At 74.5% G+C, this 14,430-nt stretch carries 4 protein-coding genes; all 4 read left to right on the top strand.

What is annotated here, in order from left to right; genetic code table 11:
- Positions 1–4,043: SDR family NAD(P)-dependent oxidoreductase (locus tag ACY1JF_RS30080; RefSeq protein WP_462708427.1), on the top strand; the 4,043-nt coding region annotated here is incomplete at its 5' end.
- A gap of 38 nt (positions 4,044–4,081) precedes the next feature.
- Positions 4,082–12,733, top strand: coding sequence for a type I polyketide synthase (locus ACY1JF_RS30075; RefSeq protein ID WP_462708426.1), 8,652 nt, complete (start codon positions 4,082–4,084; stop codon positions 12,731–12,733).
- A gap of 8 nt (positions 12,734–12,741) precedes the next feature.
- A complete protein-coding gene (locus ACY1JF_RS30070) occupies positions 12,742–13,962 on the top strand; it encodes a cytochrome P450 family protein (RefSeq protein WP_462708425.1) in 1,221 nt (406 codons plus the stop codon).
- Positions 13,963–14,013: 51 nt separating this feature from the next.
- Positions 14,014–14,400, top strand: coding sequence for a nuclear transport factor 2 family protein (locus tag ACY1JF_RS30065; protein ID WP_462708424.1), 387 nt, complete (start codon positions 14,014–14,016; stop codon positions 14,398–14,400).
- Positions 14,401–14,430: the final 30 nt, after the last annotated feature.

The following is a 14,430-nucleotide window of genomic DNA, read 5'->3' as shown; positions in this document are numbered from 1 at the left end:
CGGTGACCGCCGCCGGGGCGGGTGCGTGGGTGGAGCTGGGCGGTGACGCGGTGCTCTCGCCGCTGGTCGACAGGTGCGTGCCGGCGCTGCGCGCGGACCGTCCGGAGCCGAGGCAGGTGCTGGAGGTGCTGGCGCACGTGTTCGTGCACGGTGGGCAGGTGGACTGGGCGGCGCTGTTCGCCGGTCACACCCCGCGGCGCGTCCCGCTGCCGACCTACCCCTTCGAACGTCAGCGCTACTGGCTCGAACCGACCGGCCGCGACAGCGTCGCCGCCGTGGGCCTGCGGGACGTGCACCATCCGCTGCTCGGCGCGGTCGTCACCCTGCCCGACAGCGACGGTCTGGTCCTCACCGGCCGCCTCTCCCTGGCCACCATGCCCTGGCTCGGGGACCACGCCATCGACGGCACCGCCCTGTTCCCCGGCACGGGATTCGTCGAACTCGCCACCCACGCGGGCGACCTCGCCGGATGCGGCGGCATCGACGAACTGACCCTCGAACTGCCACTGATCCTCCCCGCCAAGGGCGGAGTCAGTGTCCAACTGGCCCTCACCGGTCCGGACGAGGACGGCACGCGCGGCCTCACCCTGCACTCACGGCCCGACGACGCCGCGCCCGACGCTCCCTGGACCCGGCACGCCACCGGCTCCCTCACCGCCGCACCGGCCACGCCACACGACGACGGCCTCACCCTGTGGCCCCCCAAGGACGCCGAACCCGTCGACGTGTCCGACCTGTACGGCCGGCTCACCGCCGACGGCATCCAGTACGGCCCCGTGTTCCAGGGACTGCGGGCTGCCTGGCGGCGTGGCGACGAGGTCTTCGCCGAGGTCCGGCTGCCCGAGGACACCCACCAGGAGGCGGGCCGGTACGCCGTGCACCCCGCGCTCCTGGACGCCGCCCTGCACGCCCTGGCGCTGGCCCCGGTGGTGCCGGGCGCCGGCGAGGGCAGGATGCCCGGTCTGCCCTTCACCTGGAGTGGAGTGTCCGTGCACGCGGACGCCGGGACCGCGCTGCGGGTCCGGCTCGCCCCGGACGGTACGGGCGGGGTGCGCATCGCGGTGGCCGACCCGACCGGTCAGCCGGTCGCCACAGTGGACTCCCTGGTGCTGCGGGCACCGGCGGCGGACCTGATCGGCGGGGAGCGGAACGCCGTCCACGACGCGCTGTTCCACGTCGACTGGACCGACGTGCCGCTCGCGGACCCCGCACCCGGGTCCGGCGCCTGGGCGCTGCTCGGCGCCGACCCCCTCGGCCTCGCCGCCGACGCGGGCGTCCCGGTGACCGCCTACGAAGGGCTCGGCGGCCTGCGGGACGCGGTCGACACCGGCACCGCGGTGCCCGACGTGGTGCTGCTGCCGGTGACGGCAGGGTCCGACGCGGATGTCCCGGCGGCGGTCCAGGAGGGCACCCTGCGGATGCTTGACCTGCTGCAGGACTGGCTGGCCGACGAGCGGTTCGCCACTTCCCGGCTGGTCGTGGTCACCCGCGGCGCGGTCGCGGTGCGCGACGGTGAGGAGGTGCCCGACCAGTTGCTCGCCCCGGTGTGGAGCCTGGTGCGCTCCGCGCAGTCCGAGAACCCGGGCCGGATCATGCTGGTCGACACCGACGCGTCCTCCGTGGCCGGCCTGCCGGCCGCCGTGGCCGGCGACGAACCGCAGTTGGCGTTGCGCGGCGGCCGGGCCAGGGCCTTCCGCATCGGCCGGACCGCGTCCGGTGACGCGCTCTCCGTTCCCGCCGACGCCGCCTGCTGGCGGCTGGAGAGCGCGGGCGAGGGCACCATCGACACGCTCGCGCTGACCGAGCGGCCCGAACTCGCCACCCGGGAACTGGAGCCGCACGAGGTCCGCATCGCGGTACGGGCGGCCGGCCTCAACTTCCGCGACGCGCTCATCGCCCTCGGCATGTACCCGGGCAGCGGCGCGGTGGTGGGCAGCGAGGGCTCGGGCGTGATCCTGGAGACGGGGTCCGCGGTGACCGGCGTCGAACCGGGCGACAAGGTGATGGGCATCTTCCCCGGTGCCATCGGCACGGTCGCCGTGTCGGACTTCCGCACGGTGGCCCGAATACCGCAGGGCTGGTCGTTCGCCCAGGCCGCGACGGTCCCCACCGTCTTCCTGACCGCCTACTACGGCCTGGTCGACCTGGCCGGCCTGCGCCGCGGCGAGCGGGTGCTGGTACACGCCGCCGCGGGCGGTGTGGGCATGGCCGCCACCCAGATCGCCCGCCACCTGGGCGCCGAGGTGTACGGCACCGCCAGTCACGGCAAGTGGCGGACGCTGCGCGGACTCGGCTTCGACGACACCCACCTGGCCTCCTCGCGCGACGTCGGCTACGAAGCGGCCTTCACCGCCGCGACCGGCGGCCGGGGCGTGGACGTCGTCCTGAACTCCCTCGCGGGCGAGTTCGTCGACGCGTCCCTGCGGCTGCTGCCGCGCGGCGGCCGGTTCATCGAGATGGGCAAGACCGACGTACGCGACAGCGCCCGGGTGGCCGAGACCCATGAGGGCGTCGCCTACCAGGCATTCGACCTGATGGAGGCCGGCCCCGAACGCATCCGCGAGATGCTGCACGAAATACTGGGCCTGTTCGAGCGCGGGGTGCTGACCCCGCTGCCGCTGCGGACCTGGGACGTGCGGCAGGCCAAGGACGCCTTCCGCTACCTGAGCCAGGCCCGGCACATCGGCAAGACGGCGCTGACCCTGCCGCGCCGCCTCGACCCCGAGGGCACCGTCCTCGTCACGGGCGGCACCGGGACCCTGGGCCGCCTGGCCGCCCGGCACCTGGCGGCCAGGCACGGCGTCCGGCACCTGCTGCTGACCAGCCGCCGGGGGCCGGACGCCGCCGGGGTGCCGGAGCTGGTGGCCGAGCTGGCCGCACTGGGCGCCGAGGCCACCGTCCTGGCCTGCGACGCCGCCGACCGGGAGGCACTCGGCGCAGCGCTGTCCGGCATCCCCGCCGCGCATCCGCTCACCGCGGTCGTGCACACCGCGGGCGTCCTGGACGACAGCCTGATCACGTCGATGAGCGCACAGCAGGCGGCCAAGGTGCTGCGGCCGAAGGTGGACGCAGCCTGGCACCTGCACGAGCTGACCCGCGACTCGGACCTGGCGGCCTTCGTGCTGTACTCCTCGGCCAGCGGCCTGCTGGGCGGAGTCGGCCAGGCCAACTACGCGGCGGCCAACGGCTTCCTCGACGCCTTCGCGGCCCGGCGGGCCGCCGCGGGGCTGCCCGCGACATCCCTGGCGTGGGGCCTGTGGGCGGACGCCAGCGCCATGACGGAACACCTCGCGGAGGTCGACCGGAACCGGCTCGCCCGGGGCGGTTTCCTGCCGCTCACGGCACAGGACGGCATGGAACTGTTCGACCTCGCGCTCGACACCGGCCGGCCGGTGCTCGCGCCGGTCCGCTGGGACCTGGGCGCGCTGCGCTCCCAAGGTCCCGCGCTGCCCTCGGTGCTGCGCGGCCTGGTCCGCTCGGCGACCGGGCGCCGCCAGGCCGCGGACGCCCGCCCGCAGTCGCTGGCGGACCGGCTCACCGCGGCCGAGGACACCGAGCGCGAACGGCTGCTGCTCGACGTCGTACGGGAGGCCATCGCCGTGGTCCTCGGCCACAGCGGTGTCCAGGGCGTCCAGCCGCAACGGCCCCTGTCCGAACTGGGCCTCGACTCGCTGGCCGCGGTCGAACTGCGCAACCGGCTCGATCTGCTGAGCGGGCTACGGCTGCCCGCGGGCCTGGTCTTCGACTACCCGACGGCGGAGGCGATCGCGGGCTACCTCGCGGAACGGCTCGAACTGCCGACGGCGACGGACGCGCCGGCCGTGGGCGTCCTCGAAGAACTGGACCGGCTGGAGCGGGCCCTGACCGTCGCCTCGGCGGACGAACTGGACCCCCGGACCGTCGAGGCCAGGCTGGAAGTCCTGCTCGCCCGCTGGCGGGACACCACCGCGGCGCCCGGCGAGGCGGCGGACACGGAACGGATCGCCCACGTCTCGGTCGACGAACTGTTCGACATCATCGACGAGGAACTCGACAGTCAGTGACCGACCGGAACACGCCACCGAACAGAGAGGGCCGGAAGGTGTCGGAGCCCGACCAGGACAAGACCGTCGAGTACCTGCGACGGGTCACCGCGGATCTGCGCAGGTCGCGACAGCGGGTGCGGGAGCTGGAGGAGCGGGAGCACGAACCCGTCGCGATCGTCGGCATGGCCTGCCGGTACCCGGGCGGGGTCCGGTCACCGGAGGACCTCTGGCGGCTGGTGGACTCCGGCGGTGACGCCATGTCGGAGTTCCCCACCGACCGGGGCTGGCCGGCGGACCTCTACCACCCGGACCCGGACCACTCCGGCACCACCTACGCGCGGGCCGGCGGATTCCTGTACGAGGCGGGGGAGTTCGACGCCGGGTTCTTCGACATCTCACCGCGCGAGGCGCTGGCGATGGACCCCCAGCAGCGGCAGTTGCTGGAGACGGCGTGGGCGGTCACCGAGAACACCGGGATCGACCCGCGCTCGCTGCTGGGCACCGACACCGGTGTGTTCGTCGGCGCCATGTACCAGAACTACGCGCTACACAACAGCACCGTGCCCAAGGAGGTCGAGGGGTACCTGGTCAGCGGCAGCGCGGACAGCGTCGTCTCCGGCCGGATCTCGTACGCGATGGGACTCGTCGGGCCCGCGGTCACCGTGGACACGGCGTGCTCCTCGTCGCTGGTGACGCTGCACCTGGCCGCGCAGGCACTAAGGGCGGGGGAGTGTTCGCTGGCGCTGGCCGGCGGGGTCACGGTGATGTCCACGCCGACGCTGTTCACGGAGTTCTCCCGGCAGCGGGGACTGGCCGCGGACGGGCGCTGCAAGTCGTTCGCGGCGGCCGCCGACGGCACCAGCTGGTCCGAGGGGGTCGGTCTGGTCGTCCTGGAACGGCTGTCCGAGGCACGCCGCAACGGCCGCACCGTACTCGCCGTACTGCGCGGCAGCGCGGTCAACCAGGACGGTGCCAGCAACGGCCTGACCGCGCCGAACGGGCCCTCCCAGCGCCGGGTGATCCGCCAGGCGCTGGCCAACGCGCGGCTGACGGCGCGGGACGTCGACGCGGTGGAGGCGCACGGCACCGGCACCCGGCTGGGCGACCCGATCGAGGCGGAGGCGCTGCTGGCCACGTACGGCAAGGACCGCCCGGCCGGCCGGCCGCTGTACCTCGGCTCGGTGAAGTCGAACATCGGCCACACCCAGGCGGCGGCCGGTGTCGCCGGAGTGATCAAGATGGTGCTGGCGATGCGGCACGGTGTGCTGCCCCGGACGCTGCACGTGGACGAGCCGTCGCCGCACGTGGACTGGTCGGCCGGCACCGTGTCGCTGCTGACCGGAGCGGTGCCGTGGCCAAACCAGGACCGGCCCAGGAGAGCGGCGGTGTCCGCGTTCGGGATCAGTGGCACCAACGCGCACGTGGTGCTGGAACAAGCCCCGGAGCAGGCGGAACCGGACGGCGCGGGCCCGGTCCGCGGCGAGCTGCCGTGGCTGGTGTCGGGCCGCGGCCCCGAGGCGCTGCGCGCCCAGGCCGGCCGGCTCGCCGACTTCCTCACCGCCCGCTCCGGCCCGCCGGACGTGGCGGACGTGGCGTGGTCACTGGCCACCACCCGCTCGGCGTTCGAGGACCGCGCCGTGGTGCTGGGCGGTGATCCGGACGAACTGCTGGCCGGGCTGCGGGCCCTCGCGGCGGGCCGGACCAGCCCCGCCGTGGTCCGGACCGGTGGCGGCGCGGAGCCCGGCCGCAAGGTCGCGTTCCTGTTCACCGGCCAGGGCGCCCAGCGCCCGGGCATGGGAGCCGAGCTGTACGAGCGGTTCCCGGTGTTCGCGGGAGCGCTCGACGAGGTGTGTGCCGCACTCGACCCGCTCCTAGGTGTGTCGCTCCGCGACGTGATGTTCACCGGGACGGCCGCGGACGGCCGGTCGCTGGATCAGACCGGGCTGACCCAGCCGGCGCTGTTCGCCCTCCAGGTGGCCCTGGTCCGGCTCGCGGAGTCCTGGGGCATCACACCGGAAGCCGTGGCGGGCCACTCGATCGGCGAACTGACGGCCGCGCACGTGGCCGGCGTGTGGTCACTGCCGGACGCCTGCGCGGTGGTGGCGGCCCGGGGCCGGCTGATGCAGGATCTGCCGGCCGGCGGCGCGATGCTCGCCGTGCAGGCCGACGAGGCACGGGTGCGGACCTGGCTGGCCGAGCAGGAGACGCGACAGCCCGGGCAGTTGGGGATCGCCGCGGTCAACGGGCGGTCCTCGGTGGTGGTGTCCGGCCGGGCCGACGCGGTCGACGCGGTCGGCCGGGCGGCCCGCGCCGCCGGCTGCCGGGTCAAGGCGCTCACCGTCAGCCACGCCTTCCACTCGCCGCTGATGCGGCCGATGCTCGACGCCTTCGCCGAGGTGCTGGCCGAGGTGTCCACCCGGGCGCCCGGCCTGCCCGGCATCGCCTCGGTGACCGGCCGGTGGAGCGACCGCGACACGTGGGGCTCGGCCGCCTACTGGGTGGACCAGGTCCGCGCCCCGGTTCGGTTCGCCGAGGTGACCGCCACCCTGCTCGCGGACGGGTACGACGCCTGCCTGGAGGCCGGGCCGGACGGCGTGCTGTCCGCCATGCTCACCGAGCAGGCCGAGTCCTTGGAGTCCTCGGCCACCGACCGGACGCGCCCGCAGGTGGCCGTGCCGCTGCTGCGCCGAGGCCGCCCGGAACAGGGCGCGGCACTGACCGCCGCCGCCACCCTGTTCACCGCCGGGGTCCCGGTCGACTGGGCCGCGATCATCCCGGCCCTCTGCGCCGGCCGCCCCCGACGGCTGGACCTGCCGACCTACGCGTTCCGCTCCGACCGGTACTGGCTGTCCGCCGATGACAGCGCCGCGCCGGCGGACCCGGCGGGACAGGCCGACACGACGTTCTGGCGGCTGGTCGAGCAGCATGACCTCGAAGGACTCACCAGCGCGCTGGAGCTGACCGACGACGTACCACTGAGCCAGGCACTGCCCGCCCTGTCGTCCTGGTACCGCTCGCGCCAGGACGACGAGCGGACGGCCGGTTGGCTGTACCGCATCCGCTGGCAGCGGCTGCCCGGCACCTCGTCCTCGTCCTCCTCCTCCGCCGCCGAGCCCGGTGGCACCTGGGCCGTGGTGGTACCGGCCGGGGACGATCAGCCGTGGGTGACGGAGATCGTCGAGGCGCTGCGCCGGCACATCGAGCCGGTGGTCATACCGGCGGACAGCAGGGCCGTGCTCGCCGACCGCGTCAGGGACGCGAGCTCGGACGGCCGGTCCCTGGCCGGTGTGCTGTGCCTGGCGGGCACGGACGAACGGCCGCACCCCGCGCACCCGGAGATCACCCGCGGCCTGGCCGGCACCCTGGCCGTGGTGCAGGCGGTCGCCGACCTCGGCCTCGGCGTTCCGCTGTGGACCGTGACGAGGGACGCCGTACCCGCGGTGCCCGGGGACGGCCTCGGCGGCTTTGCCCAGGCCCCGGTGTGGGGGCTCGGCCAGGTGGCCCGGCTGGAACAACCGCGGTACTGGGGCGGCCTGGTGGACCTGCCCGCCACGGTGGACGCGACGACCGGGGACCGGCTCGCCGAGGTCCTCACCGGCGGGACGGGCGAGGACCAGGTCGCGATCCGCCGTACCGCGGTGTTCGCCCGCCGGCTGGTGCGCTGCCGGCCGCGGTCACGGACACCGGGGTGGCGGCCGTCCGGCACCGTCCTGGTGACCGGTGGCACCGGCGCGCTGGGCCGACAGGTCGCCCGATGGCTCGCCCAGGAGGGAGCACAGCGCCTGGTACTCGTCGGCCGCAAGGGGGCCGAGGCACCGGGCGCCGCCGAACTGGCCGCCGAACTGGCCGCCCTGGGCGCCGAAGTGCGCCTCGCGGCTTGCGACGCGGCGGACCGGGACGCCCTCGCGGCGCTGCTGGCGGAACTGCCCGCGCCGGTGAGCGCGGTGATGCACGCCGCGGGCGTGCTCGACGACGGAGTGCTGGAATCGCTCACCCCCGGACGGCTCGCCGAAGTGGCCCGGGCCAAGGCCGCCGCCGCGCTGAACCTGCACGAACTGACGCTCGGTACCGAGCTGTCGGCGTTCGTCCTGTTCTCCTCCGTCGCGGGCACACTGGGCAGTGCCGGGCAGGGCAACTACGCGGCGGCGAACGCGTTCCTCGACGCGCTGGCCGAACGCCGGGTACGCGACGGCCTGCCCGCCACCTCGATCGCCTGGGGACCGTGGGCGGGCAGCGGAATGGCCACGGGCGCCGGGGCCCGGCAGCAGCTGGCGCGGCTCGCGGTCGAACCGATGGAACCGGGGCCCGCGCTCACCGCCCTGCGAGCTGCCGTGGACACCGGTGTCGCCGCCGTCGCGGTCGCCGACGTGGACTGGGCGCGACTGGCCGCCGGGGGCACCCCGCCGCCGCTGCTCGCCGAGTTGCCGGAGGCCCGCCCGGCAGCCGGCACCGGCACGGACACCCCGGCGGCCGGTCCCGCCGCCGCCGGGCTGGCCGGCCTGCCGCCGGCCCAACTGGAACGGGCGCTGCGGGACCTGGTGTCGGCGAAAACGGCGCAGGTGCTGCGCCACCACGACGCGGGCCTCCTCGCCCTCGACAAGCCGTTCCGGGAACTCGGGCTCGACTCGCTCACGGCCGTGGAACTGCGCAACGAACTGAGCACCGCCCTCGGTGTCGCGCTGCCGTCCACGCTCGCGTTCGACCACCCCAGCCCGCAGGCACTCACCGCCCACCTGCGCACCCGGCTCCACGACGAGCCGACCGGAGCGACGGGGACGGGTACGACGGGGACGACGGGGGCGGCAGACCGGTCCGCGACCGGCGCGCCGACCGACGCGGACCCCGTCGCGATCGTCTCCATGGACTGCCGGTTCCCCGGCGAGGTGACCAGCCCGGAGGAGTACTGGGAACTGCTGCGCACCGGGCGCGACGCGGTGTCCGCGTTCCCGGCGGACCGGGGATGGGACCTGGACGCCCTCTACGACCCCGACCCGGACCGGCCGGGCACCAGCTACACCCGGTACGGCGGGTTCCTGGACGCCCCCGACCGGTTCGACGCGGCCTTCTTCGGGATCGGCGCGCGCGAGGCAGCGGCGATGGACCCGCAGCAGCGGCTGCTCCTGGAGATCTCCTGGCGGGCGGTGGAGCGCGCCGGCCTGGACCCGCTGTCCCTGCGGGAGAGCCGGACCGGGGTGTTCATCGGCACGAACGGACAGGACTACCTGGCGTTCCTCAACGAGATCCCGGACGGCCTGGAGGGCTACCTGGGCACCGGCAACGCGGCCAGCGTGCTGTCCGGCAGGCTTGCCTACACCCTGGGCCTGCGCGGCCCGGCGATCACGGTGGACACCGCGTGTTCCTCGTCGCTGGTGGCGCTGCACCTCGCCGCGCAGTCGCTGCGCCAGGGTGAGTGCTCGCTGGCCCTTGTCGGCGGGGCGACCGTGATGGCCGGCCCGGGAGTGTTCGTGGACTTCAGCCGGCAGCGCGCGCTCGCCGCGGACGGCCGCTGCAAGGCGTTCTCCGCGACCGCCGACGGCACCGGCTGGGGCGAGGGAGCCGCCGTCCTGGTGCTGGAACGGCTCTCCGACGCACGCCGCAACGGCCACCCCGTACTCGCTGTACTGCGCGGCAGCGCGGTCAACCAGGACGGCGCCAGCAACGGCCTGACCGCACCCAACGGGCCCGCCCAGGAGAGGGTGATAGGCCAGGCGCTGGCCGCCGCGGGCCTCACCCCCGGCGAGGTCGACGCGGTGGAGGCGCACGGCACCGGCACCCGGCTGGGCGACCCGATCGAGGCCCAGGCGCTGCTGGCCACGTACGGCAAGGACCGCCCGGCCGGCCGGCCGCTGTACCTCGGCTCGGTGAAGTCGAACATCGGCCACACCCAGGCCGCGGCCGGCGCCGCCGGACTGATCAAGATGGTGCTGGCGATGCGCCACGGCGAACTGCCCAGGACACTGCACGCGGACCAGCCGTCCCCGCACGTGGACTGGTCGAACGGCGCGGTGGCCCTGCTCACCCGGGCACAGCCGTGGCCCGACACCGGACAGCCGCGCCGGGCCGGGGTGTCGTCCTTCGGCGTCAGCGGAACCAACGCACACGTGATCATCGAGCAGGCCCCCGGCCCCGATCCGGTCCCGGCCCCCGCCGACACCGGCGCCGGTCCGGGAAAGGTGCCGGTGCCGCTGTCCGCGCGGGACGCGGACGCGTTGCGCGCGCAGGCCCGCGCGCTGCGCGACCACCTCGGCTCCCACCAGGACCTCACCCCAACCGACCTGGGCTGGTCGCTGGCCGCCACCCGGGCCGCGTTGACCCACCGGGCGGTCGTACTCGCCGAGGACCGGGCCGGGTGCGACGCGGCCCTCGCCGCCCTCGCGGCGGGCCGGCCCGCCGCGGACGTGATCACCGGCCGGGCGGCCGACCGGCAGGACGTGGCCTTCCTGTTCACCGGACAGGGCAGCCAGCGGCTGGGCATGGGGCAGGAGCTGTACGCGTCCTTCCCGGCCTTCGCCACCGCCTTCGACGAGGTGTGCGAGGGACTTGAGCGGGAGCTCGGGCACCCGGTCCGGGACGTGGTCTTCGCCGCCCCCGCGTCCGCCGAGGCCGGCCTGCTCGACCTGACCGGGTACACCCAGGCGGCACTGTTCGCGCTGGAGGTCGCCCTCTTCCGGCTGGTCGAGGGATGGGGCCTGGTACCGGACGCGGTGGCCGGACACTCCATCGGGGAACTCGCCGCCGCCCACGTGGCCGGCGTGTTCGATCTCGCCGACGCGACCGCCCTGGTCGCGGCACGGGCCCGGCTGATGCAGGAACTGCCGCCGGGCGGCGCGATGGTGGCGGTCGAGGCAGCCGCGGACCAGGTGGCCCCGCTCATCACCGACCGGGCCGAGCGCATGTCGATCGCGGCCGTCAACGGCCCCACCGCCACCGTGCTCTCCGGAGACGAGGACGCCGTACTGGAGGTCGCCGCCGAGCTGGCCGCCCGGGGCTGCCGCACCAAGCGGCTCACGGTGAGCCACGCGTTCCACTCCCCGCACATGACACCCATGCTGGCGGCCTTCCGGGCCGCGGCCGAACGCGTCACATACCACGCACCGCAGATCCCCCTGGTGTCCAACCTGAACGGCGCGGTGGCGGACCCGGCCGAGGTGGCGACCGCGGACTACTGGGTGCGGCACGTCCGGCAGCCGGTACGGTTCGCCGACGGCGTCCGCACCCTGGAGGAACGCGGTATCCGCACCTTCGTCGAGTTCGGTCCGGACGGCGTGCTGTCCGCCATGACCCAGGACTGCCTCACCGACCCCGGCGCCGCGTCCGCCGTGCCACTGCTGCGCGCCGACCGCGCGGAGCGCGACGCGCTCACCACCGCCCTCGCCCAGCTGTACGTGCGCGGACTGCCCGTGGACCTGGGCGCGCTGTGCGACGGCGGCCGGCGCGTCGACCTGCCCGTCTATCCCTTCCAGGGCCGTAGCTACTGGCTGCGCGCGCCGAGGTCGGTGGGCAGCGGCCCCGGCGCCGGCGAACCACCGGCCGACACCGGGCAGGAAGGCGGCGGGACCGAGACCGAAGAGCTGCGCCGACGCCTCGCGGAGGCACCGCCCGCCGCCCGCGCCGGCCTGCTGACCGACGTGGTGCTCGACCACCTCGCGGCCGTGCTCGGCGACCCCGGCCGGCCCCTCGGCCCAGGGGAGCCGTTCACCGAAGTCGGCCTCAACTCCCTCGGCGTGGCCGAACTCCGGGGCCGGCTGCACCAGGCCACCGGTGTCCGGCTCGCACCGTCCGACCTCGCGGAGCGGCCGACCGCCGCCGCACTGGCCGCCCTGCTGGCCGAGCGGATCGACCGGGCGGCCCCCGCCGAGACCCCCGCGACCGCCACCGAGCCGTCGCCGCCCGGCCCGCTGGTGACGCTCTTCCGGCAGGCCAGCCTGGCCGGCCGGGCGGACGAGGGACTGCGGCTGCTCGCCGCCGCCGCGCGCCTGCGGGACGAACCGGACCAGCCGGGACCCGCGCCGCGAAGCGCGCGCTTCGCCGACGGCCCGGCCCGGACACCTCTGGTGTGCTTCCCGTCGCTGGTCGCGCCCGCGCACACCTACCAGTACGCCCGGTTCGCCACCGCGTTCCGGGACCGGCGCGAAGTGACGGTGCTCGCTCCGTCCGGGTACGTCCCGGGCGAGTCACTGCCCCGCACTCTGGAGGAGTTCGTCCAGCAGCAGGTGGCCGCCGTCCGCGCCGGGCACGGTGACCGGCCCGTCGCGCTGGTGGGGTACTCCTCGGGTGGCTGGGCCGCGCACGCGGTGGCCGAGGCACTGGCCCAGGACGGGACGGCACCTGCCGCGGTGGTACTGCTCGACAGCCATCTTCCGGACAGCGCCGGGCTCGCGGCCCTGGAGTCGACGCTGTTCACCCTCCTGGCGGACCGCACGGAACTGGTCGAGCTGACCACGGACACCGGACTGACCGCGATGGGCCGGCACTTCGACCTGTTCCGCGGCTGGCGCCCCGGCCCGCTGGCGAGCCCGACCCTGCTGGTCCGGGCGACCGAACCGCTCACCGCCACCGCACCCGGCCGGCCGGCCCCCGAGGCGTCCTGGCCCACCCGGCACGAGACGGTGGACGTGCCGGCGGACCACCTGACCATCATCGGCGACTCCGGACCTTCGACCGGCAAAGCGGTCGAGTCGTGGCTGTCCGGAACCGGACAGGAGTAAGCACTGACATGACCACCGAATCAGCCCCGGCCGACATCGTGTTCGGGCCGACGTTCGTGCAGGACCCCTACCCTTCCTACGACGTGTTGCGCGCCGAGGCACCGATCGGCCGGCACGCGGTGAAGACCCTCGCCTCGGAGGTCAACGCCTGGGTGGTGACCCGCCACGAGGACGTCCGGGCACTGCTGGCCGACCCGGCGCTGTCCAAGGACGCGCTCGGCCTGCCCCGGATCGTCGAGCGGCACGCGCTGCACCCCGACGGCTCGGTGGGCCAGAACCCGCGCAGCATGCTCTTCAGCGACCCGCCGGACCACACCCGGCTGCGCCGCATCGTCACCAAGGCGTTCACCATGCGCCGGGTCGAGCGGATGCGGCCGTGGATCGAGCGGATGGCCGACGACCTCGTCGACGACATCGTGCCCGGGAAGGAGTTCGACCTGGTGGAGCAGATCGCCCTCGCCTTCCCCATCTATGTGATCGGCGCCCTGCTCGGCGTGCCGGTGACCGACTTCGACGACCTGCGCCGCTGGAACGGGGTCCTGACCAGCGTCCGGTCCACCGCCGCCGAGAAGCGGGAGGCGATCCAACTGTCCTACGCGCATCTGGAATCGGTGGTGGCCGCCAAGCGCCAGGCCCCCGCGGACGACCTGGTGAGCGCCCTCATCGATGCCGAGGACGACGGCAACCGGCTGGACGGCGGCGAACTGCTGTCCACCCTGTTCCTGTTGATGAACGCCGGCTACGAGACGACCGCGAACATGATCAGCAGCGGGGTGCTCGCGCTGATCCAGCACCCCGACCAGCAGAGCCGGGTGCGCGCCGACCCGGCGCTGCTGCCCGGCGCCGTCGAGGAGTTCCTGCGGTACGAGAGCCCGCTGAACCTCGCCACCATCCGCTACACCACCCGCCCGGTCCAGGTCGGCGACGTGACGATTCCGGCGGACGAGATCGTCTTCGTCTCACTGTGCGCCGCCAACCGGGACCCCTCCGTCTTCGACGAACCCGACCTGCTGGACATCGGCCGCGGCCGGAACCCGCACCTGTCCTTCGGGCACGGCATCCACCACTGCATCGGGGCACCGCTGGCCCGGCTGGAGGGCGAGATCCTGTTCGGCCGGCTGCTGCGCCGGTTCCCCCGCTGGGAACTGGCCGTACCGGCGGACCGGCTCAGGTGGCGGCACAGCCTCCAGTTCCGTGGTCTGGAGAGCCTGCCCGTACACCTGTCCTGACCGCTCCGCGCACCACAGGAAGACCTGACACAGAAAAGAGATGAGGTTTCGATGACCGACAACGCGGTGGAGACGACAAAGGTGGGAGAGGGCGTGGTCGCCGCCTTCTTCGACGCGTGCGCGCGGGACGCCTTCGACGAGGCGGTCGCCTGCTTCGCCGAGGACGGCGTCTGGAGTGTGGCCGAAGGACCCGAACCCGGCACCACGTACCGACGGCACGAGATCCACGCCTACCTGACGGACCTGGTCAAGAAGCGCGAGGCACTGGGCGACCAGGGCGTCCGGCTGGTGTTCGAACCGGCCGTGGTGGTGGACGACCGGCAGATCATCGAATTCAGCCTGCGGAACGCCGCGGGGGACGTACTCGACCGGGGCGTGGACCTGTTCACGCTGCGCGACGGTCTGATCCTCGTCAAGGACGTCTTCCGCAAAGCCTGACACCGACACCGACACCGACGCCCAAGGAGT

This window comes from Streptomyces sp. SYSU D01066-1 (genome assembly GCF_054956795.1).
The sequence above is the reverse complement of the archived record's forward strand: the minus strand, read 5'-3'. Positions and strand labels throughout refer to the sequence as shown.

Coding starts and splice junctions, on each gene's coding strand:
- ACY1JF_RS30065 (WP_462708424.1), top strand. CDS start 14,014: ATGACCGACAACGCGGTGGAGACGACAAAGGTGGGAGAGGGCGTGGTC.
- ACY1JF_RS30070 (WP_462708425.1), top strand. CDS start 12,742: ATGACCACCGAATCAGCCCCGGCCGACATCGTGTTCGGGCCGACGTTC.